23 protein-coding genes are annotated in these 23,333 nt (G+C 42.9%); 22 read left to right on the top strand and 1 reads right to left on the bottom strand.

All coding sequences use genetic code 11. From position 1 onward, the window contains the following. Positions 1-232 precede the first annotated feature (232 nt). The 14 genes from ABE547_RS14015 (at position 233) to ABE547_RS13950 (ending at position 12,280) form a co-directional block, all read left to right on the top strand. Positions 233-1,510, top strand: a complete 1,278-nt coding sequence (locus tag ABE547_RS14015) for a dihydroorotase (RefSeq protein ID WP_347379330.1) — start codon at positions 233-235, stop codon at positions 1,508-1,510. A 22-nt stretch (positions 1,511-1,532) separates the two neighbouring features. Next, positions 1,533-2,459: an orotidine-5'-phosphate decarboxylase gene (gene pyrF / locus ABE547_RS14010; protein ID WP_347379329.1), complete on the top strand. Its 927-nt coding sequence runs from the start codon at positions 1,533-1,535 to the stop codon at positions 2,457-2,459. A 12-nt stretch (positions 2,460-2,471) separates the two neighbouring features. Further along, positions 2,472-3,254: a dihydroorotate dehydrogenase electron transfer subunit gene (locus ABE547_RS14005; RefSeq protein ID WP_347379328.1), complete on the top strand. Its 783-nt coding sequence runs from the start codon at positions 2,472-2,474 to the stop codon at positions 3,252-3,254. Next, positions 3,254-4,156 carry a dihydroorotate dehydrogenase gene (locus ABE547_RS14000; protein WP_347379327.1) on the top strand — a complete coding sequence of 301 codons (903 nt, stop codon included), beginning with the start codon at positions 3,254-3,256 and terminating at the stop codon, positions 4,154-4,156. Before ABE547_RS14005 ends, ABE547_RS14000 begins: the two co-directional genes overlap by 1 nt. Positions 4,157-4,197: 41 nt before the next feature. Continuing rightward, a complete protein-coding gene (gene pyrE / locus ABE547_RS13995) occupies positions 4,198-4,878 on the top strand; it encodes an orotate phosphoribosyltransferase (RefSeq protein WP_347379326.1) in 681 nt (226 codons plus the stop codon). A gap of 18 nt (positions 4,879-4,896) precedes the next feature. Beyond that, a complete protein-coding gene (locus ABE547_RS13990) occupies positions 4,897-5,049 on the top strand; it encodes a hypothetical protein (protein ID WP_347379325.1) in 153 nt (50 codons plus the stop codon). A 28-nt stretch (positions 5,050-5,077) separates the two neighbouring features. Next, positions 5,078-5,563 (top strand): VanZ family protein, encoded by a 486-nt coding sequence (locus ABE547_RS13985; protein ID WP_347379324.1) that lies wholly within the window; start codon positions 5,078-5,080, stop codon positions 5,561-5,563. Then, the gene (locus ABE547_RS13980; protein WP_347379323.1) at positions 5,526-5,921 is read left to right on the top strand and encodes a DUF6142 family protein; all 396 of its coding nucleotides are present in this window, start codon (positions 5,526-5,528) and stop codon (positions 5,919-5,921) included. Before ABE547_RS13985 ends, ABE547_RS13980 begins: the two co-directional genes overlap by 38 nt. Further along, entirely contained in the window at positions 5,922-7,967 is a 2,046-nt protein-coding gene (locus ABE547_RS13975; protein ID WP_347379322.1) for an aminopeptidase, read from the top strand. It begins immediately after the preceding gene. A 73-nt stretch (positions 7,968-8,040) separates the two neighbouring features. Continuing rightward, positions 8,041-8,553 (top strand): 5-(carboxyamino)imidazole ribonucleotide mutase, encoded by a 513-nt coding sequence (gene purE / locus ABE547_RS13970; protein ID WP_347379321.1) that lies wholly within the window; start codon positions 8,041-8,043, stop codon positions 8,551-8,553. A gap of 55 nt (positions 8,554-8,608) precedes the next feature. Continuing rightward, positions 8,609-9,634, top strand: coding sequence for a phosphoribosylformylglycinamidine cyclo-ligase (purM, locus tag ABE547_RS13965; protein ID WP_347379320.1), 1,026 nt, complete (start codon positions 8,609-8,611; stop codon positions 9,632-9,634). Then, entirely contained in the window at positions 9,628-10,254 is a 627-nt protein-coding gene (purN, locus tag ABE547_RS13960) for a phosphoribosylglycinamide formyltransferase (protein WP_347379319.1), read from the top strand. The genes purM and purN overlap by 7 nt, the downstream gene beginning before the upstream one ends. Positions 10,255-10,286: 32 nt before the next feature. Further along, positions 10,287-11,561, top strand: a complete 1,275-nt coding sequence (gene purD / locus ABE547_RS13955; protein ID WP_347379318.1) for a phosphoribosylamine--glycine ligase — start codon at positions 10,287-10,289, stop codon at positions 11,559-11,561. Between the two features lie 383 nt (positions 11,562-11,944). Further along, positions 11,945-12,280: a hypothetical protein gene (locus ABE547_RS13950; protein WP_347379317.1), complete on the top strand. Its 336-nt coding sequence runs from the start codon at positions 11,945-11,947 to the stop codon at positions 12,278-12,280. An 83-nt stretch (positions 12,281-12,363) separates the two neighbouring features. Here ABE547_RS13950 and ABE547_RS13945 read toward each other — a convergent pair whose 3' ends face one another. Continuing rightward, on the bottom strand, positions 12,364-13,221 hold the full coding sequence (locus ABE547_RS13945; RefSeq protein ID WP_347379316.1) for a MurR/RpiR family transcriptional regulator: 858 nt from the start codon (positions 13,219-13,221) through the stop codon (positions 12,364-12,366). 285 nt (positions 13,222-13,506) lie between these two features. Between ABE547_RS13945 and ald the strand changes: the two genes are divergently transcribed. The 8 genes from ald (at position 13,507) to ABE547_RS13905 (ending at position 22,879) form a co-directional block, all read left to right on the top strand. Next, entirely contained in the window at positions 13,507-14,625 is a 1,119-nt protein-coding gene (ald, locus tag ABE547_RS13940; RefSeq protein ID WP_347379315.1) for an alanine dehydrogenase, read from the top strand. 119 nt (positions 14,626-14,744) lie between these two features. Further along, positions 14,745-15,125 carry a GntR family transcriptional regulator gene (locus ABE547_RS13935; RefSeq protein ID WP_347379331.1) on the top strand — a complete coding sequence of 127 codons (381 nt, stop codon included), beginning with the start codon at positions 14,745-14,747 and terminating at the stop codon, positions 15,123-15,125. Beyond that, positions 15,126-17,570: an ATP-dependent Clp protease ATP-binding subunit gene (locus tag ABE547_RS13930; RefSeq protein ID WP_347379314.1), complete on the top strand. Its 2,445-nt coding sequence runs from the start codon at positions 15,126-15,128 to the stop codon at positions 17,568-17,570. It abuts the gene before it with no gap. 93 nt (positions 17,571-17,663) lie between these two features. Beyond that, positions 17,664-18,077, top strand: a complete 414-nt coding sequence (locus ABE547_RS13925; RefSeq protein WP_347379313.1) for an endosialidase — start codon at positions 17,664-17,666, stop codon at positions 18,075-18,077. A 65-nt stretch (positions 18,078-18,142) separates the two neighbouring features. Beyond that, entirely contained in the window at positions 18,143-19,498 is a 1,356-nt protein-coding gene (gene radA, locus ABE547_RS13920) for a DNA repair protein RadA (RefSeq protein WP_347379312.1), read from the top strand. Between the two features lie 463 nt (positions 19,499-19,961). Then, complete coding sequence (locus ABE547_RS13915) at positions 19,962-20,885, top strand: LysR family transcriptional regulator (RefSeq protein ID WP_347379311.1); 924 nt, start codon at positions 19,962-19,964, stop codon at positions 20,883-20,885. 139 nt (positions 20,886-21,024) lie between these two features. After that, a complete protein-coding gene (locus tag ABE547_RS13910; protein WP_347379310.1) occupies positions 21,025-22,329 on the top strand; it encodes an O-acetylhomoserine aminocarboxypropyltransferase/cysteine synthase family protein in 1,305 nt (434 codons plus the stop codon). A 196-nt stretch (positions 22,330-22,525) separates the two neighbouring features. After that, positions 22,526-22,879, top strand: a complete 354-nt coding sequence (locus ABE547_RS13905; RefSeq protein WP_347379309.1) for a hypothetical protein — start codon at positions 22,526-22,528, stop codon at positions 22,877-22,879. The last annotated feature ends 454 nt before the right edge of the window (positions 22,880-23,333 follow it).

Raw genomic sequence — 23,333 nt, 5'->3', positions numbered from 1 at the left:
AGAGATGGATGAACAGGAATAAGATAGCATTAAGAATAAGTAATTTCCATACCTGATGTTTGGAAGTAGTAAGTTCCACATCAGGTTAGTTAGGGGTGGAAGTAAGTTTTACAAATGAGAATAAAGTAAAATTAAAAGGGAATGCCAGTTTTGGCATTCCCTTTTAGCATCCCTTGTGATAGAATAAATCATAGTATGGAATTTTATCATAAGGATAGAAAGGACAACTTATATGACAATTTTAATTCAAAATGGACATGTGATAGATCCACATACCAAAAGAGATGAATGCTGCGATGTACTCATTGAAGATGACAGAATTAAGAAAGTCGCAGAGAAGATTGATGTAAAGACGGATCGTGTGATCGATGCAACAGGGTGTTATGTGATGCCTGGTTTTATAGACCTTCATGTGCATCTGCGGGATCCGGGACTGGAATACAAAGAAACTCTGGAAACAGGAGGAAAGGCTGCTGCAAGGGGCGGTGTTACGACAATCTGTGCAATGCCCAATACCAAACCGGTTACCGACAGCGGTGAGATGGTGGAGGAGCTGCATGAGCGAGCGAAGATCGAGTCACCGGTTCATGTGATTCAGCTGGGCGCTGTTACGAAGAGACAGGCAGGTGAAGAACTGGCTGATATTGAGGGGATGGCAAAAGCCGGCTGCCATGCGATCAGCGAAGACGGAAAATCAGTGATGAATGCTTCTCTGTACAGACAGGGTATGAAGAAGGCAAAAGAGTGTGGAATCGCCGTGTTTGCACACTGTGAAGATATTACCATGGTAGAAGGCGGAGTAATGAATGCAGGGGAACGTGCAAAGGAGCTTGGCCTTAAGGGAATTACGAATTCGGTTGAAGATGTGATCGTGGCCAGGGATATTCTGCTTGCAAAGGAAACAGGCGTGAGGCTTCATCTGTGTCACTGTTCCACTGCAGACAGTGTGAAGATGGTTCGCCTGGCAAAAGAAGAAGGACTGCCGGTGACCGCAGAGGTATGTCCGCATCACTTTATGTTGTGCACGGATGATATTCCGGAAGACGATGGGAATTATAAGATGAATCCTCCGCTTCGAAGCAGAGAAGATGTTGAGGCTTTGAGGCAGGGGCTGAAAGATGGAATCATGGATGTAATCGCAACGGACCATGCACCTCATGCAGAAGAGGAAAAGAACAGATCCATGAAAAATGCAGCATTTGGAATCGTAGGACTGGAGACATCTGCAGCGCTTACGTATACAGGACTTGTTAAGACAGGGCTGATCGATATGATGGGAATGGCAGAGAAGATGAGTTATCATCCGGCCCGGATCCTTGGTCTGGAAGAAAAGGGATCCGTATCTGAGGGAAAAATTGCAGATATTGTCGTGTTTGATCCGAATCCGACCTATAAGATCGATAAGAACACATTTGTATCCAAAGGGAAGAATACACCGTTTGACGGATATGAGGTTACCGGCGAGGTAAGGTATACACTGGCGGACGGTAAGATTGTTTTTGAAAAATAAAGAAAATCAGGAGGAAAGCACAATGATTAATCAGTTAGTTGCTAATATTAAAAGAACAGGAGCACCGATCGTGGTAGGTCTGGATCCGATGTTAAATTACATTCCAAAGCAGGTGCAGGAGAAAGCATTTGCGGAATATGGAGAGACGCTGGAAGGAGCGGCAGAAGCAATCTGGCAGTTTAACAAGGAGATCGTGGATAAGACTTACGATCTGATTCCTGCAGTGAAGCCACAGATTGCCATGTACGAGCAGTTTGGAATCCCGGGACTTCAGGCGTTCAAAAAGACGGTGGATTACTGCAAGGCAAAGGGACTTGTAGTAATCGGAGATATCAAGAGAGGAGACATCGGATCTACTTCTGCGGCATATGCAGTCGGACATCTTGGTAAAGTTCAGGTGGGAAGTCAGTCATATGTTCCTTTTGATGAGGACTTTGTGACGGTGAATCCTTATCTCGGATCTGACGGCGTGAATCCGTTTCTGAATGTATGTAAAGAAGAGAAAAAAGGAATCTTTGTACTGGTTAAGACATCCAATCCATCCAGTGGAGAGTTCCAGGATCAGTTGATTGACGGACGTCCGCTCTACGAGCTGGTAGGTGAAAAGGTTGCAGCATGGGGAGAGGAACTCATGGGTGATGAGTACAGCTATGTGGGAGCAGTTGTCGGAGCAACTTACCCTGAGATGGGAAAAGTTCTTCGTAAAGTGATGCCGAAGTCTTATATTCTTGTACCAGGCTATGGAGCACAGGGCGGAAAAGGCAAGGATCTGGTTCATTTCTTTAATGAAGACGGTCTTGGAGCAATCGTGAATTCTTCGAGAGGAATTATTGCTGCATATAAGCAGGAACAGTATGCTTCTTATGGAGAAGAAAACTTTGGCGATGCGTCCAGAGCAGCAGTAGAAGCTATGATTGCAGATATTAAAGGAGCGCTGGAGAGCAGATAAGGAGTAACCGTAATGGAAAAGAAGAAAGAACAGGCAACAGTGATATCACAGGAAATGCTTGCGGACGGGATCTACAGTATGTGGATACGGACAGAAGCAGCCATGCAGGCAAGACCTGGACAGTTTATCTCCATGTATACAACGGATGCGAGTAAGCTGCTTCCGCGGCCGATCAGTATCTGTGAGATTGATAAAGAGGGAGGATGCCTTCGCGTTGTATACCGCGTGACCGGAGAGCATACCGGTACGGAACAGTTTTCAAAGCTGAAAGCAGGAGATCAGATTCCGGTTGTAGGACCGCTGGGCAACGGATTCCCGTATGAAAAAGCAGAGGGCAGAAAAGTATTTCTGATGGGAGGAGGAATCGGTGTTCCTCCGATCCTGGAACTTGCAAAGCAGATGACATGTGAAAAGAAGCAGATCGTTGTGGGATATCGTGATCAGCAGACGTTTTTAAAAGATGAATTTGAAAAGAACGGATGCCTGTATATCTCTACGGAAGACGGAAGTGTCGGGACCAAAGGAAATGTCATGGATGCGATCCGGGAAAATGAGCTGGATGCAGACCTGATCTATGCTTGTGGCCCGATGCCAATGCTGCGTGCAATTAAGGATTATGCTGAGAAAAATAACATAGAATGCTATATTTCTCTTGAGGAACGTATGGCATGTGGAATCGGTGCGTGTCTTGCATGTGTCTGCAAGTCTAAAGAAAAAGATTCCCACAGTAATGTGAATAATAAACGGATCTGCAAGGATGGTCCGGTATTCTTGTCTACGGAGGTGGAGCTTTAATGGATATGAGAGTAAATATTGCCGGTGTTGAATGGAAGAATCCGGTTACCGTAGCTTCCGGAACCTTTGGGTCAGGTGCGGAATATGCAGACTTTGTGGATCTGAATCAGTTGGGGGCAGTGACAACGAAGGGAGTTGCCAATGTTCCATGGGAAGGAAATCCTACACCGAGGGTTGCAGAGGTGTATGGAGGTATGATGAATGCAATCGGTCTTCAGAATCCTGGAATAGATCTTTTCTGTGAAAGAGATATCCCGTTCTTAAGGCAATATGATACGAAGATCATCGTGAATGTCTGCGGACATGCACCGGAGGAATACCTGGAAGTGGTTGAAAGGCTGGCAGATGAGCCGATCGATATGATGGAGATCAATATTTCCTGTCCGAATGTGAATGCAGGTTTTCTGGCATTTGGTCAGGATGCACGTCATGTAGAGGAACTGACGGGACAGATCAAGAAGATCGCAAAACAGCCGATCATCATGAAGCTGACACCGAATGTTACAGATATTACCGAGATTGCGAAGGCTGCTGAAGCAGGTGGTGCGGATGCGATCTCTCTGATCAATACACTGACCGGAATGAAGATCGATGTAAACCGGCGTACATTTGCGGTAGCCAATAAGACCGGTGGTGTATCGGGACCTGCGGTGCATCCGATTGCCGTGCGTATGGTGTATCAGGCGGCACAGGCGGTTCGGATTCCGATCATTGGAATGGGCGGTATCTGTACGGCGGAAGATGCATTGGAATTTATTCTGGCAGGAGCTTCCGCAGTATCTGTCGGAACGGCAAATTTTCATAATCCGCGTGCAACTCTGGATGTAATTGAAGGAATTGAAGCATATATGAAGAAAAACGGCTTTGAATCTGTAAAAGATATGGTTGGCATTGTGAGATAAAGATGTCCTGACAGAAGGACAGAAGACAGGAGGAATGAAACATGGAACAGTATAAACAGGAATTTATAGAATTTATGGTAGAGAGCGATGTGCTTAAGTTTGGTGAATTTACGTTAAAGAGTGGAAGAAAATCTCCATTTTTTATGAATGCCGGTGCGTATGTGACAGGAACACAGCTTCGCAGACTGGGTGAGTATTATGCAAAGGCCATTCACGACTGCTATGGAACAGATTTTGATGTGCTGTTTGGACCTGCATACAAAGGAATCCCGCTGGCAGTGGTGACGGCCATTGCTTTCAGTGAACTGTACGGCAAAGAGGTACGTTATTGTTCTGACCGTAAGGAAGAGAAGGATCACGGAGCTGATAAGGGAAGTTTTCTCGGAAGCAAGTTAAAAGACGGAGATCGTGTGGTCATGATCGAGGATGTTACAACTTCCGGAAAGTCCATGGAAGAGACGGTTCCAAAGGTACGTGGTGCGGCAGATGTGGAGATCGTAGGCCTTATGGTATTTCTGAATCGTATGGAAGTCGGCAAGGGCGGAGAGAAATGTGCATTGGATGAGATCAAAGATCTGTATGGATTTGATACGAATGCGATCGTTACAATGGAAGAAGTAGTAGAGCATCTTTATAATAAAGAATGTCAGGGAAAAATTGTAATTGATGATACATTAAAAACAGCGATTGATGCATATTATAAACAGTATGGTGTGAAATAGGAACCGGAGGAATAATATATGAATGAGAAAGCGTATAAAACAATGAGTCTTGTCGGATCTGCAAATATTGCGATCGGAATCGTGGTTGCTGTGATCGGAATTACGGTGGGTGTGATTGCAATTGTGAGTGGAGCACGCTTGCTGAAAGAGAAAAAAGGACTGATATTTTAATTGTCTGAACTGAAAGGGTGCTGGATATTTGGATTCAAAAAGAAGTAAGAGAATCCGGGTTTTCGGAAAAATACTATTTATATTATATATTATGTTTATCATATATTTCCTGTTGTTTTCCGACTGGTATGGACGTACAGGAGAAATGCAGGAATATCATTACAATTTTGTATTATTCAAAGAGATAAAAAGATTCTGGCAGTATCGGAATCAGGTGGGGCTCTTTGCAATGTTTACAAATCTGTTTGGAAACGTTATTATCTTTGTACCATTCGGAATCTTTATGCCAATGGCAAGCAGATACAGGAGCTTTTTTTCGACTGTATTTTACAGCTTTGGTCTCAGCCTTTGTGTTGAGACTTTTCAATTACTGACGAGGGTGGGAAGCTTCGATGTAGATGACCTTCTGCTCAATACGATCGGAGGCCTTCTGGGGTATATATTGTTTGTAGCAGGAGCGGCGGTAAGGAGAAGACATGATAATAAGAAAAAAAAGAAAAACAGAAGAAGATAGAGAAAAGGCGGCTGCAAAAGCACGTGAGAAACAACGAAAAAAAATGATCCGGACGAAGTATGGTCAGAGGCCGTACCGGCACTCAAAAAGAGGGATCTACTCCTGTGCATATGCGGTAGTTGTAGGAATGCTCCTGTTATCCATGATCATATTTGCGTTTTTTAATAAAGGGGACGTGAATATTCTGATCGGTTTCCTCGGGCTTGGCACGCTGGCCTTAGCAGGTTTCGGAATCTGGCTTGGAATCAAAGGCCTGAAGGAAAGAGATAAGAATTACATAACCTGCAAAGTGGGAATTGGTGTAAATGGAGCTTTTCTGCTGATGCTGGTTTTATTATTTGTCAGGGGGCTGTTGTAGATGATAGAAGAAAGATATGAACTTGCAATTGCCAGAATCCAATCCATAAAATGCGAGAATACGGTCAGAGAACCGTATCGGGAGTATTTTGTGAAAATGGCAGAATTTGCAGAGATGATTCACAAGTTGAGAGAAGAATTGATTGGCGGAGTGTATCAGAGGGCAGATGCGGAACATCTGAAAGCATGGAATCATATGCTGTATCAGGATATGATTCCGGAAAACTATGAAACAAGTTATGCGAATCCGGATTATGCGGCAGCTGAATTGGGAGAAGTATACGGAAAGATGCTTGGTTTTCTTTATGCAGAGCTCAGAGGAGCAATTCCTTATGTGTACGAGGGGAAGACCGAGTACCTGGATATCCTGTTTGAGCTTCTGATTGAGATCTATAATCTGTTCGAGGGGGAAGAGCCTGAACCGGATACGATCAAAGATGTGCTTTACTGGTATGCAAGTGATTACTGTGATGTGTTTGTGGCAGACAGAATCAGGGAGCAGATATGTCCGGAAGAATCCTTTGCAGCGGATATGATCATGAACAGTGATCTGAGGGATGAAAAGTATCTGTATCAGTTCGGAGAGTATATCGGAGAAAATGAACTGGGAACAGCAAGATATCTGGCAACTCTTCCGGAAGAGACCATTCAGAAGATGGCAGATGTCTACACGGAAGGATATCGGATGGGATTTGTTAATACCGGGAAAGATCTGTCTAAAAAGTCGGTTGTCAATATCCGCTATACACTTGGCTTTGAACTCGTGATCAAAAAGGCAATTGAAAATTTTGAAAAAATGGGACTTCGTCCTGTGATCTATCGTGCTGCTGTCAGTGCGCTGACAAAACGGCAGCATCGCAAGATCGGATATTACGGAGCAATTGCCAACAAACAATACGAATATGACCACAAGGATGATCAGTCGATATTTCTGGATAAGAAATTCGTTGAGCGAAAGCTGGAAGTGATTCAGACGACGTATGAGCATTATAAGGAAGAGGCCGCCAGGTTTGCGGGTCCTGCATGTATGGAAACCTTTGGAGAAAAGCCGTTTGAACCGGTTCCGAAGGAAACGGCATGCAAATTGAGTGAGAAGCAGGAGGAACTGTCTCTGAATTATGACAGTCGCCAGAGTCAGCTGACCAATGCGTATATTCCGGGAGATGAACGCAGTTTTACCATAATTGCATATCCGGTTCCGGAGATCGGAAGTCAATATGAAGAGATCTTTGAAGAAATCATCCGGATCAATACACTGGACGCCGCAACATATGAAAAAGTGCAGCAGACACTGATTGATGCACTGGATCAGGGAGAATACGTGCATATTCTCGGCGGCAATGGAAACCGGACGGATCTGAAGGTTCAGCTTTGCAGACTTCAGGATCCGCAAAAGGAGACGATATTTGAAAACTGCGTGGCAGATGTCAATATTCCGGTGGGAGAAGTATTTACATCTCCGGTGCTGGAAGGAACCAATGGTGTCCTCCACGTCAGTAAAGTATATCTGAATGATCTGCAGTATCGCGATCTTGAGATTACATTTGCCAATGGAATGATTGCAGATTATACCTGTAAGAACTTCGAGCGCGAGCTGGAGAATAAAGAATATATTCATGACACGGTTTTGTACAAACATCCGACACTCCCGCTGGGAGAATTTGCCATCGGAACGAACACGACGGCTTATGTTGCGGCAAAGAAATATGGGATAGAAGATAAGATGCCGATTCTGATCGCTGAGAAGATGGGACCGCATTTTGCTGTGGGAGATACCTGCTACAGCTGGAGTGAGGATATCAAGGTATATAATCCGAACGGAAAGGAGATCGTGGCAAGGGATAACTCGGTTTCCATATTAAGAAAAGAGGATGTGTCCAAAGCATATTTCCATTGCCATACAGATATTACAATACCATATGAAGAGTTAAAACGTATCTCTGTGGTAACGGCATCGGGAGAAGAGATCATTCTTCTGGAAAATGGAAGATTTGTACTTGCAGGGACAGAGATTTTAAATGAACCGTTGAAAAAAATGGATAAATAAGGTATCATGAATTGCGAACGAATGCTGTTCGTGATACGGACGTATGACGTCTGAATGAGAAAGGATGAAGAATATGCCAAAAGTAGGAATTGTTATGGGAAGTGACTCAGATCTGAAGGTCATGAGTAAGGCTGCGGCAATGCTGGAAAAGTTCGGTATTGATTATGAGATGACGATCATTTCCGCCCACCGTGAACCGGATGTGTTCTTTGACTGGGCGAAATCAGCAGAAGGAAAAGGAATGAAAGTAATTATCGCAGGTGCCGGAATGGCAGCGCATCTTCCGGGAATGTGTGCAGCATTGTTCCCGATGCCGGTGATCGGAGTGCCGATGTCCGGAAAGAATCTCGCGGGTGAAGACGCATTGTTTTCTATCGTTCAGATGCCGCCTGGAATACCGGTTGCGACAGTTGCGATTGACGGCGGAATGAATGCGGCGATTCTGGCTGCAAAGATTCTGGCAGTGTCAGACCCGGAATTGCTTGACAAGCTGAAAGCATATACAACAGAGATGAAGGAAACGGTACAGGGGAAAGCAGCAAAGCTTGATGAGATCGGCTATGAAGCTTATCTCGCTCAGAAATAGAGTTACAGACTGTAATACAGTAAATATACAAAATCATAATACAAGGAGAAAGAGTATGGATTACAAGAATGCGGGCGTTGATATTGAAGCCGGATATAAGTCAGTTGAATTGATGAAAAAACATGTAAAAGAGACGATGAGACCGGAAGTACTGGGTGGTCTTGGCGGATTTGCCGGAGCTTTTGATCTGAGCGGCATCAAAAATATGGAGGAACCGGTTCTGTTATCCGGAACCGATGGCTGTGGAACAAAGGTAAAACTGGCATTCGTGATGGACAAGCATGATACAATCGGTATCGATGCTGTTGCCATGTGTGTGAATGATATTGCATGTTCCGGTGGAGAGCCTTTATTCTTCCTGGATTATATTGCATGCGGTAAGAACTATCCGGAGAAGATCGCTACGATCGTAAGTGGTGTGGCAGAAGGATGTAAACAGTCCGAATGTGCACTTGTCGGTGGAGAGACTGCAGAGCATCCGGGACTTATGCCGGAGGATGAATATGATCTTGCCGGATTTGCAGTTGGAGTTGTAGACAAGAAGGATATCATCAACGGTGAGAATATCAGACCGGGCGATGTTCTGGTTGCAATGGCATCCAGTGGAGTCCACAGTAACGGATTCTCCCTGGTACGTAAAGTATTTGAGATGACAAAAGAATCTCTGGATACATACTATGATGAATTAGGTAAAACATTAGGTGAAGCTTTGATCGCACCGACAAAAATCTATGTGAAAGCATTAAAGAGTATTAAAAACAGCGGTGTGACTGTGAAAGGATGCAGCCATATTACGGGCGGCGGATTCTACGAAAACATTCCAAGAATGCTTCCGGACGGAGTACGTGCCGTTGTGAAGAAAGACAGCTATGAGGTACCGGCTATCTTCCGTCTGATGGCGAAAAAGGGAGATATTGCAGAAGAGATGATGTACAATACCTTTAATATGGGACTTGGTATGGTACTTGCAATCGCACCGGAAGATGTGGATAAGACAATGGAAGCAATTAAGGCAGCCGGAGAAGAGCCTTATGTAGTAGGACACATCGAGGCCGGCGAAAAAGGAGTTACATTATGCTAAATGTAGTCGTTCTGGTATCCGGTGGAGGAACAAATCTGCAGGCAATCATTGATGCTGTGGAATCCGGTGTCATTACCAATGCGAAGATTGCAGGAGTGATCAGTAATAACAAGAATGCTTATGCACTGGAACGTGCACAGAAGCATGGAATCCGGGGATTATGCATCTCTCCGAAAGAATATGCTTCCCGCGAGGAATTTAATGAGAAGTTTCTGGAAGAGGTAGAAAAGATGAATCCGGACCTGATTGTACTGGCAGGTTTTCTGGTGGTGATTCCGCCGGCTATGATTGAAAGATACAGAAACCGTATCATTAATATCCATCCGTCTCTGATTCCGTCATTCTGCGGAACCGGATTCTATGGATTGAAAGTACATGAGGCGGCACTTGCACGTGGCGTCAAAGTGGTCGGTGCAACCGTTCATTTTGTAGATGAGGGAACGGATACCGGTCCGATCATCTTACAGAAGGCAGTTGAGGTTCAGCAGGGAGATACGCCTGAGGTACTTCAGCGTCGTGTAATGGAACAGGCGGAGTGGAAGATTCTTCCACAGGCAATCAACCTGATCGCAAACGGGAAAGTAACGGTTGAAAACGGAAAAGTGAATATCGCTGAGTAGTCAGTGGAGAATTGCAGTTTGGAGGGAACAGAATGAAGGTACTGATAGTTGGAAGCGGCGGAAGAGAGCATGCAATTGCATACTGTGTGGCAAAGAGTGACAGAGTAGATAAGATCTACTGTACACCGGGAAATGCAGGAATTGCAGAATATGCAGAGTGCGCTCCGATCGGCGCAATGGAATTTGATAAAATCGTTGCATTTGCAAAAGAAAAAGAAGTTGACCTTGTGATTGTCGGAATGGATGATCCACTGGTCGGTGGTCTGGTGGATGAACTGGAAGCGGCAGGTATCCGCGCATTCGGACCAAGAAAGAACGCAGCAATTCTGGAAGGCTCCAAGGCATTTTCAAAAGATCTGATGAAAAAGTATCATATTCCTACTGCTGCTTATGAGAACTTTACAGATCCGGACAAGGCAATTGAGTACCTGGAGACAACAGCAAAATTCCCAATCGTTCTGAAGGCAGACGGACTTGCGCTCGGAAAAGGAGTATTGATCTGTCATAATCTGGAAGAAGCGAAAGACGGTGTCAAGACGATCATGCTGGATAAGAAATTTGGTACAGCAGGAAATGAGATGGTCATTGAAGAATTCATGACGGGACGTGAAGTGTCTGTACTTTCTTTTGTAGACGGCAATACGATCAAGACTATGACATCAGCGCAGGATCACAAACGTGCAGGCGATGGGGATACCGGACTGAATACCGGCGGTATGGGTACATTTTCACCGAGTCCGTTCTATACAAAGGAAGTAGAGGATTTCTGTAATCAGTATATCTATCAGGCAACAGTGGATGCCATGAAGGCAGAGGGCAGACCGTTTAAGGGAGTTATCTTCTTTGGACTGATGCTGACAGAAGATGGACCGAAGGTACTGGAGTATAATGCAAGATTTGGTGACCCGGAGGCACAGGTTGTACTTCCGAGAATGAAAAATGATATCATTGAAGTGGTAGAGGCTTGTATTGACGGAACACTGGATCAGGTAGACCTGCAGTTTGAAGATAATGCGGCAGTCTGTGTCGTACTTGCAAGTGAGGGATACCCGGTGGCATACGAAAAAGGACTTCCGATCGAAGGCCTGGATGAGTTTAAGAAGCATGAAGGTTATTACTGCTTCCATGCGGGAACCAGGTTTGACGGAGATCAAATTGTAACAAATGGTGGACGCGTACTTGGTATTACTGCAAAAGGAAAAGACCTCAAAGAAGCAAGAGCCAATGCATATGTTGCAACGGAATGGGTACAGTTTGATAACAAATACATGAGACATGACATCGGAAAAGCGATTGATGAAGCATAAATATTAGAAAATCGGGATTGTTGCAAATCTTTTGATTTCATTCTGTTATATGCAATTTTCACAAGAACGCTTCGACGCTGAGTCGCTTACCTCAGCTTTTCTTGTGAAAATTGCATAATATCAAAATGATACGAATGTATTTTGCAACAATCCTTTTTTTTATATAATGTTGTAATATATACAAATCCAGAGGTATGTTGTAATAATTTCTACCTTTCCAATATGAATATATCGGAAAAAATATCAGATATTTAAGTTTTCGTTCGAGTTATTCAATGTAAATTAAGCACTATGGTTGAAAAAAACTGACAATATGATATTCTATATATAACAAGAAAGAGTACATAAAAAACCAGAAGATTCAATATTGGAGGAAGGGGAAGATGAGAATGAAAGAAAGTAATATGAAGGATATCAACATAAGAATTATTTTATTTGATATATTTTTTAACATTGTATGTATGATATTCGCAATATACAGATGGAAAATGCTTCTTACGATTGGATTGGCAGCTTCCAGGGCGGCTGACGATGGAGAAGCAATCGCATTGACTGTTGGAGCGATGGTGGTTTTGGTTGTATTTTTGGTAATAGATATAGTTGCGATGATCCAAAGAAAAAAAGAAGTCAGTTTTTTGACATCGGGTTATCTGTGGACATCAATTATGCTGAAAGGACTTGCAATATTTTTCATCGTTTTGTCTTACCTGTTTTTGTGATAGTAAAAATATAAAAAAGCCAGGGATTTTGTAATATGATCCCTGGCTTTCTGCATATTCTGTATCAGACAGGCAATATAAACTTAATAATTCCCGAGCTCTCCGAGATATTTGTCTATTTTCTTCAGACGTTTTTCGATGCCCTTTGCTTTATGGCTGATCGTCTCCAGCAAAGCTTCTGATACAAATTGAGGAGCAATCATGGAATTGAAAAAAGCATTGCTGTCTACGGGTACCGTCAGCAGAATGGTTGCATATTGTGCAAGCAGAGCACTTGGCTTATCGGTGATGACGATAATGGAAGCGCCTGCATCATGGGCCATCTGTGCGGTGATTTTATCAATAGAAGAATATCTTGGAAAACTGAAGATAATCAGACAGTCTTCTTTGGAAATATTACACATGTGATCAATCGGGCTTAGGCATGCTGTGTTCGTCAGCGCTACGTGCGGTACCATCTGCTTCAGATATAACAGGAAGTAGTCACTGAGACAGGTATTCCCTCTGGAGGCGGCAATATACTTACGTTTGCTTGCGATAATGATATCGGCAGCTTCTTCAAAGGTCTGAATAGAGTTCTGGGTAAATACATTTTCCAGATTCTTAGCTGCATTTTTGAAATGCCGGTTAATATAGTCAGAATTGTTTTCAAGCTTTGCTCTCTTTGCAATCCGTTGGGCCGGTACGGTGATGCTGCTTGAGATACTCAGAACCTTGCCCTGGTAATCTTTACGGAGTGCTTTTTGAAAGTCCATAAAGCCACTGTATCCGAGAGAGCGGCTAAAACGAATGACAGAAGATTCGCTTACTCCGAGTTTCAGGGCAATCTCTGTAGATGTCATAAAACATGCGTCAGCAGAATTGTCCAGAACATATTTGGCAATCATTTTCTGGGTTTTGGTTAAATTAGCATTATGAATGGTTTCTCTCAATTCTTTCATATTCTTCCCTCCGGGATTGTCCTTATCTTCATAAGCTTATTTAACCATGAATCTTCAAAATATGCAAGTGCAATTGTTGCTACAATTGATATAATATTAACGCAATAAAAGATTACGTGAAAAAAATAACTTTTATTGCATAATATTGACATGTGTGGTACTATAATTCCAGAAACAAATGAATAACATTCTTCATCAAATAATGAATGTGAAAAATATTGTTCAAAAATGTCGGGCTGGACCGTTCAGTCGACAATCTCATTTTTGTCAGGAGGTAGATGTAAAGTGAAAGTTGGATGTGTAAAAGAAATTAAAAACAATGAGTTCCGTGTTGGTATGACACCTGATAATGTTAAGAGCTATGTGAATGCAGGCCATGAGGTTTATATTGAAAAGAGTGCAGGAGAAGGTTCCGGATTTGCAGATGCTGAATATGAAGCAGCAGGCGCTAAATTACTTGATACTGCTAAAGAAGTATGGGATACCGTTGAGATGATGATCAAGGTAAAAGAGCCATTGCCGGAAGAATATCCATTATTCCATGAAGGGCTGATTCTGTATACATACCTTCATCTTGCTGCTGATAAACCGCAGACAGATGCACTGCTGAACGGAAAAGTGAAAGGTGTTGCTTATGAGACCTTATTTGATCCAAGAAACGGCGGACTTCCGCTTCTTGCTCCGATGAGCCAGATCGCAGGACGTCTGAGTATCCAGGAAGGTGCAAAATATCTTGAAAAGAGATTTGGAGGAGAAGGTGTTCTTCTTGCAGGTGTACCGGGAACTCCAAAGGCAAATATCGTAATCCTCGGCGGTGGTAATGTAGGAACCAATGCATGTAAGATCGCTGTAGGTATGGGAGCAAATGTTACAATCCTTGATATCAGTCTTCCGAGACTTGCATATCTGGATGATCTGTTTGGAGCACGTGTTCAGACACTGGTTTCCTCAGATGCTAATATTGAAAAAGCTGTAAAAGAAGCTGATCTTGTAATCGGATGTGTACTGATTCCGGGAAAAGCTGCACCGAAGCTCTTTAAGAAGAAATATCTGAAAGAGATGAAACCGGGAGCTGTATTCGTAGACGTTGCCGTTGACCAGGGTGGTTGTGGTGAGACTACAAGAGTTACTTATCACGATGATCCGATCTTCATCGAGGGTGGTGTTGTTCATTACTGTGTAGGCAATATGCCGGGAGCAGTTCCGAGAACATCTACAATTGCACTTACAAATGCAACTCTGTCATATGGTCTTCAGATTGCCAACAAGGGTCTGGAGCAGGCTTGCAAGGATAATGAAGTTATCTACTCTGCAATTAATACCTATGACGGAAAGCTGACCTGTAAGAACGTAGCAGACAGTTTTGATTGCTATGAATATGTTGATATTAGATCACTCTGCTAAAACAAAGTGATTTCCAAACTTAATTCCTTCAAAGTTGCGAAAGGGGCTTACAATTTTTGTTGTAAGCTCCTTTTACATGTGTTATATTAGGTGTATAACAAATGAAAAAAGGTGATATGATGCTGATAGAAATTGATTTTAACAGTGAAGAAGCAATCTATGTCCAGTTGCAGAACCAGATTATCATGGGAATTGCAATGAACCTCATACAGGAGGGAGATACACTTCCGTCGGTGAGGCAGCTTGCCGATACGGTCGGAATTAATATGCATACGGTGAACAAAGCGTATACGATACTTAAGCAGGAAGGCTTTATTCAGCTGGACAGAAGAAGAGGTGCAGTGATCGCAATCGATGCAGATAAAGCACAGGCACTTATGAAGATGAAGGGTCAGCTTCGGGTTCTGCTTGCAAAAGGGTGCTGTAAGAACATTACGCGGGATGATGTACATGCGCTGGTAGATGAGATATTTGATGAATATAGAAAGGAAACGACATAAATGAATTATACACAACAGGCAAATGAAGCACTGCGGATTGCAGTAGATACTGCGAAAGAACTGAGACATCCGTATGTGGGAACAGAACATCTGCTTTTGGGCCTGCGAAAGGTATATACCGGTGTTGCCGGACAGATTCTGTCTGCAAATGGTGTAGATGAAGGAAGGATCCAGAAAGTAATGGGAGAACTGATCTCTCCGGCGGGGAATACAGAAGTGAAAAATGATCCGCAGATCAGTCCGAGACTGTCATATATTCAGGAAGACAGCAAGATGGAGGCTGTGCGTTTCCGATCTGAGGAGATTGGAACAGAACACATGCTTCTGGCACTCTTACAGGATACAGACTGTGTAGCGGCCAGAATTCTTCTGACTCTGAATATCAATCTTCAGAAGCTTTGTCAGGAGATCTTTGAAACAGTGGGGATTGATCCAAAGCTTTATCAGGAAGAGATGGTGACAGAGGGCGGAAGAAGAAGAGACGGAGTGCTTGAACAGTATGGAACAGATCTGACTGCCCGCGCAGAAGAAGGAAAGCTGGATCCGGTCATTGGAAGAAAAGAAGAGATTGACCGTCTGATGCAGGTGCTGAGCAGACGAACCAAGAATAATCCATGTCTGGTCGGAGAGCCGGGCGTTGGAAAGACAGCGATCATAGAAGGGCTTGCTGCACAGATTACAGAAGGAATTGTGCCGGAAAGCATGAAGGATAAGCGGATCTATACGATGGATCTCGCAGGAATGATCGCCGGTTCCAAATATCGTGGTGAGTTTGAGGAACGGATGAAACGTCTGATTCAGGAGGTAAAATCGGCAGGAAACATTATTCTGTTTCTTGATGAGGTGCATACGATCATCGGTGCAGGTGGTGCAGAAGGTGCAATTGATGCCTCTAATATATTAAAGCCTTCTCTCGCGCGCGGAGAGATCCAGCTGATGGGAGCAACGACGATAGCAGAATATCGTAAATATATCGAAAAAGATGCGGCACTTGAGAGACGTTTTCAGCCGATCACGGTGGAAGAGCCTACACAGGAGCAGTGCCTGGAGATCCTGAACGGACTGTGTCCGCGATACGAGAAGCATCATCGTGTGGAGATCACAAAAGAAGCCAGAGAAGCAGCGGTACGATTATCCGGAAGGTACATCAATGACAGATTCCTGCCCGATAAAGCAATTGACGTACTGGATGAAGCGTGTTCAAAGGTGAGCTTAAGAGGATTTAAGGTTCCGGATCAGATGTACAGATCAGAAGAAAAACTGACCGCTCTGACGAAAGAACTGGAGGAAGCAATCCGGGAAGGGGATATGAAAAAAGCTTCCGGGATTCATAAGGAACAGGAAGAAACAGCCCGTGAACTGGAGAAGAATAAAAAACAGTTCCAAAAGAAAAATGCAGGCAGAAAGCTTACTGTAACAGAGGATGATATTGCAGAAGTGATATCGCAGTGGACCAGAATTCCGGTAAAGAAACTGGCAGAATCAGAGAGTGCAAGACTGAACCGCCTGGAGCAGACGCTCCATAAGAGAGTGATCGGTCAGAATGAAGCAGTGACGGCAGTTGCAAAGGCAATCAAGAGAGGAAGAGTCGGACTGAAGGATCCGAAGAGACCAATCGGTTCGTTCCTGTTCCTCGGACCGACCGGTGTGGGAAAGACAGAACTTTCGAAAGCACTGGCAGAAGCCATGTTCGGAGACGAGAATTCCATGATCCGTGTGGATATGTCTGAATATATGGAAAAGCACAGTGTGGCAAAGATGATCGGATCGCCTCCGGGATATGTCGGTCATGATGACGGAGGACAGCTGAGTGAGCAGGTAAGAAGACATCCTTATTCGGTCGTTTTATTTGATGAGATAGAAAAAGCACATCCGGATGTGTTTAATATTCTGCTGCAGGTACTGGATGACGGACACATCACAGATTCACAGGGACGTAAGGTGGATTTCAGCAATACAGTGATCATCATGACTTCCAATGCAGGGGCGCAGGCAATCATAGATCCCAAGAAGCTGGGATTTAATACAAAAGAAGATGCGGCCGGCGACTACAAGAGGATGAAGAGCAATGTCATGAATGAGATCAAGCTGATCTTCCGTCCGGAATTCCTGAATCGAATTGATGAGATACAGGTATTCCATCCGTTATCTGAAGCTGAGATGAAAAAGATTGTCGGATTGCTCTGCAGAGAATTTGCAAAACGTGTAAAGGAACAGCTGGGAATCCGTCTGACCATCCGGGAATCTGTAAAGAAGCATATTGTAGAAACCGGAACGGATAAAAAGTACGGTGCGCGTCCGTTGAAACGGGCAGTCCAGAATCAGCTGGAAGATAAACTGGCAGAAGCCATTCTGGCGGGTGAGATTCAGAGAGATTCAGATGTGGTAGTCGGATTGTCTAAAAAAGAAATTAAATTTATCGCAAAGACTACAAATCAAAATTAATTTATTATATAATAAACACACGATAATAACCATTCATTGATTAGCATGATGGAACGGTTATTACAAATGAAGAACCTGAGGAGGAAAAAACAAATGGCAGCAGTGAAAGAGCTTTTGAAGGCTGAGGCAGACGGAACACTTAGTTTTGGAGATTATACATTGGGAAGCAAGACTAAGCTTGACGGATTTGAGTTTCAGGGAGACATATATAAGGTCAAGACTTTTTCCGAGATTACAAAGTTGGAGAAAAACGGGATGTTTGTATATGAATCCGTACCAGGGACTGCGGTTGAGAACTTCAAGGCAACCGATCAAGTGGTATCATTTAAAGTATCCGGAGAGAAAGATGCTCAGTTTACTCTGGAGCTGGAAGCAGACAGCGAGTATGTAGTATATATGGATGATGTGAATGTCGGAGATATGAAGACAAATCTGAGTGGAAAGCTCAGTGTAAGTGCTGAACTGGAAGCCGGTGGATCTGTAGAGATTAAAGTTGTAAAAAAATAGTCAGATCATATATGATAGCGGAAGGGCTGCGAGATGCAGCCCTTTTTAACAGGAGAGATTGACGGATGGCAAAAGGAAAGAAAAGTATATTTTTCTGTCAGAATTGTGGACATGAGGAAAACAAATGGCTGGGACAATGTCCTGCATGCAAAGAGTGGAATACGTTTGTGGAAGAGAAGGTCACACCGGTAAAAGCAGGAAATATGAAAGAACAAAGAGAAGCACAGGTTGTGACACTGTCCAGTGTATCAACGGAAGAGGACGAGAGAGTTCGAACAGGAATCGATGAACTGGATCGTGTGCTTGGCGGTGGAATTGTGCCGGGGTCTCTGGTACTGGTAGGTGGGGATCCGGGAATCGGAAAGTCTACACTGCTTCTGCAGGTGTGTCAGAGGCTGTCTTCCATGAATAAAAAAGTATTATATATCTCCGGTGAAGAGTCTCTGAAACAGATCAAGCTCAGGGCGAATCGAATGGGCAGCTTTTCTGACAGTCTTTATCTTTTGTGCGAGACGAATCTGGATGTGATTCGTGGTGTGATTGAAAGACAGAGACCGGACATGGTTGTAATTGATTCCATTCAGACGATGTATAACGAGGAGGTCGGATCTGCACCGGGCAGTGTGTCCCAGGTACGGGAGTCGACGAATATCCTGATGCAGCTTGCAAAAGGCCTGAATATATCCACATTTATTGTGGGACATGTAACAAAAGAGGGTACCGTTGCGGGACCGAGGGTGCTGGAGCATATGGTTGATACCGTGCTGTATTTTGAAGGAGACCGGCATGCATCCTATCGGATTCTTCGAGGGGTGAAGAATCGTTTTGGATCTACGAATGAGATTGGTGTATTTGAAATGCAGAAAGAGGGACTGAAAGAGGTGGAAAATCCTTCGGAATTCATGCTGAGCGGCAAACCGGAGAATGCTTCGGGATCTGTCGTAGCCTGTGCAATTGAAGGAACAAGACCAATGTTAATGGAGATACAGGCTCTGGTCTGCCGGAGTAACTTTGGTATGCCGAGAAGAACTGCGGCGGGACTGGATTATAACCGTGTGAATCTGTTGATGGCGGTACTGGAAAAGAGGGTTGGCCTTCCGTTGTCGAATTACGATGCCTATGTCAATATTGCCGGTGGAATCCGTCTGAGTGAACCCGCTGCGGATCTTGGAATTGTGATGGCGATTGCGTCCAGCTATAAAAATAAGGCGATTGCAGAGGATACGCTCGTGTTCGGTGAAGTAGGATTGAGCGGAGAAGTTCGTGCAGTTACCATGCCGGAACAGAGAGTTCAGGAAGCAAAGAAATTGGGATTTAAGACCTGTGTCATTCCGGAAGTATCTGTGAAAACAGTAGGAAAAGTAGAAGGAATCGAAATCGTTGGAGTAAAATCGGTGAACCAGGCGATGAATCTGATATAAATAGACAGAAAATTCTATTAAAAATACAAAATTTAAAATTAATACAAAAATTATTTAAAAGAATATTGACAAATAATGGTTCAAGTGATAATATTAAGATATCAAATAACAGATGTGAATTGTAAGACAAACGCGAGTTGTAAACGTTCAATTGTTATTTGTTTCATAATATATCACATGTCAGATGTTATGAAAGACTTTCGGGAAGAAAAAAAGTATGAAATACTCAGTACTGGAAGGGCGAAGTTTATGAAAGGAAGGTATGGACCACCAAGAACGTAAGCTTTATTATCAAAAAAATTTGAGAAAGAGGTAAAAAGATGACAGAACCAGTAAAGTAGGGGCGGGTATCAATGAGAATGATTGATATCCGCTTTTACTGTTCCTTGTTTGTGGAATTGACATGAAGCGATATCTGGGTGATAATACTACATAGTTCATAATGAAAGAGACGGGATGACATATGACATTAATACAGTTGAATTATTTTATTACAATTGCAGAAACGAAATCGTTGAATAAAGCGGCAGATCTGTTGTATGTATCGCAGCCGTCTCTCACCAGCGCCATGAAAGAACTGGAAAAAGAATTAGGAATTACACTGTTCTTCAGGAGTGGAAGAGGAGTTACTCTGACGAATGATGGCGCTGAATTTCTGCTATATGCAAAGCAGATCTATGGTCAGTATGAAAATGTTCTGGAAAAGTATGGAAAAGGCAGTTCTTATAAAAAGAAGTTCGGAGTATCTACGCAGCACTATTCTTTTGCAGTAAAAGCATTTGTTGATATGGCAAAGGAATTTGATATGTCGCAATATGAGTTCGCAATCAGAGAAACGAAGACGGCAGAGGTGATCAGTGATGTAAGCACGATGAAGAGTGAGATCGGGCTTCTGTATCTGTGTGATTTTAATCGTAAAACCATGGAAAAACTGTTAAAGTCTGCAAATCTGATTTTTCATCATCTGATCGATTGTCAGGCTTATGTATATCTCTGGAAAAATCATCCTCTGGCAGAGCAGAAGTCTATTCGTTTTGAGCAATTAGATGGTTATCCATGTCTGGCTTTTGAACAGGGGGATAACAGTTCTTTTTATTTTGCTGAAGAGATTCTGTCTACCAATGAATATTCTCAGATGATCAAAGCAAATGACCGTGCTACAATGCTGAATCTGATGGTGGGACTGAATGGGTATACACTTTGTTCCGGAATTATATGTGAGGAACTGAATGGCAGTGACTTTATTGCGGTCCCATTCTGCGATGATGAAAAGAATCCAAACAGTACGATGGAGATCGGGTATATTGTAAGAAAAAATACAGTGCTGAGCAAGGTCGGAGAGCTGTATGTTGAGAAACTGAAACTGTATTTGGGAATTGTTGAATGACATCATACGTAGCCCGGTTATAGATTGAATTTATAACCGGGTATTCTTTTTGTATATTAGACATATAAAACCTATCATGTTAATATGATTGCAGAAATTGAAAAACAAAGTATTAATAGATAAATAGGAGGACATGAAAATGGCAGATATTAAAGATTCTAAAAACTGGGGTTTTGAAACAAGACAATTACACATTGGACAGGAAAAGGCGGATCCGGTTACGGATGCAAGAGCAGTTCCTATCTATGCAACAACATCTTATGTATTCCATAATTCACAGCATGCAGCAGATCGATTCGGACTTCGTGATGCGGGAAATATTTACGGAAGATTAACAAATCCGACAGAAGATGTATTTGAACAGAGAATTGCATCTCTGGAAGGCGGAGTTGCAGCACTTGCGGTAGCATCCGGTGCGGCAGCAATTGATTATACCATTCAGGCGCTTGCAAAGGCCGGAGAACATATTGTGGCTTCCAAGACGATCTACGGCGGAACCTATAATCTTCTGGCGCATACGTTACCATTGACGAATGGAATTACGACTACATTTGTTGATCCGGAAGTAGAGGGGGCGTTTGAAGCAGCGATTCAGGACAATACCAAAGCAATCTATGTGGAGACTCTGGGAAATCCGAATTCGAATCTTGTTGATCTGGAAGCGTTGGCTGATATTGCACACAAACATAATATTCCGTTAGTAGTAGATTCTACTTTTGCAACTCCATATCTGGTTCGTCCGATCGAATATGGTGCAGATATCGTTGTTCACTCTGCAACGAAGTTCATTGGAGGACATGGTACAGCTATCGGTGGTGTTATCATAGACAGCGGTAACTTTGACTGGAAGGCAGCAGGCAAATATCCATGGATTTCCGATGCAAACCCGAGCTATCATGGCGTTGCATTTACAGACGCAGCCGGTCCGGCAGCTTTTGTAACTTATATTCGTGCAGTCATCCTGCGTGATACCGGTGCAACACTTTCTCCATTCCATGCATTCTTATTCCTGCAGGGACTGGAAACATTGTCATTACGTGTAGAACGTCACGTAAGTAACGCACTGGCAATCGTAGATTATCTGTCAAAGCATCCACAGGTAGAAGCAGTACATCATCCTTCACTGGAAAGTGAACCAAGTCATGAATTGTATAAGAAATATCTGCCAAACGGAGGCGGCTCTATCTTTACATTTGAAATTAAAGGAGATGCACAGACAGCACAGAAATTCATTGATAATCTGGCAATCTTCTCATTGCTCGCAAATGTGGCAGACGTGAAATCACTGGTGATTCATCCGGCAACAACGACACACAGCCAGTGTACAGAAGAAGAACTTCTGGAACAGGGAATTAAACCAAATACAATTCGTTTATCCATCGGTATTGAAAAGGTTGAAGATCTGATTGCAGCTCTGGATGCAGCTTTCGAAGCAGTAAAATAAATAGAAAGCATTATAATCCATATAAAACAAGTACATATAGAAAAGGCCTGTCGTCCATTTTGGTCACAGGCTTTTTCTATGGAATAAAAATGAAATTAAGAGTGAATATAATGTTATTTTATTTGAGAAAAGAACATGATATAATGCAAAATATATGTAAAAAGTTGTCACATATGGAAATAGACGAGGTGAAAAAATGTCAGTATCTGTATATCGAAAAAATCAATCAACGGAGGTAACATCTGATTTTGAACATGCTGTGCCATATGGAAAAGCAAAACTTGGAACGGATTATATATATTGGAAGAAGATGTTGTCCTGGAATTATGTAGCTTTAGATGAAATTGTCCGGATCTATCGAAGAGTAGAGGCGGTAGATACAAAGATGTGTTGTGGAAATGTAAATTTTGATGTTCAAAAGCTGATTCTGGAACTGAAAGACGGAACTTCCTGCGAAATGGTCATATCCGAAGGAGTACCCAGGGAAGCAGAAGCGCTTTATGCAATTCTGCAGGAAAGAAGAACAGAGATATTATATGGAAAGGTATAAATCCTCTGTTTTGGTAAAATAGGCGCAAGAATAAGAAACAGAAAAAGAAGAATTGTATGAATTGTCTAAATTGAAGAAAAAACAAAAATAATATTGACAATTCTAAAAAGAATATGATATTCTATCAAAGCTGTCGCGAGAGACCCGATGATACGACTTGATTAGACATGTGGCAGCAAAAAAATAAAAAAGTTGTTGACAAACGACAGAACGTATGGTATTCTAATATGGCTGTCGCAAATGACAATAAAGAACCTTGATAATTAAACAATAGACAACAACCCTGAAGATTTCTTAAGAGAAAAATTCAGAACGAAGACATGAAAATGTCAACCTAATAACAGTAAAAGGGATAAGAAAGCTAGTAGTTTTCTTGGACTGGAACGAACTTGATTTTGGATCTGCGTAACAGCGGATTTAAGATTTTTTTACGAGAGTTTGATCCTGGCTCAGG

Source organism: Dorea sp. YH-dor226, assembly GCF_039832105.1.
Classification (GTDB): Bacteria; Bacillota; Clostridia; order Lachnospirales; family Lachnospiraceae; genus Dorea_A.
Note: the sequence above shows the minus strand (reverse complement) of the source record. Positions and strands in the feature narration are given on the sequence as shown.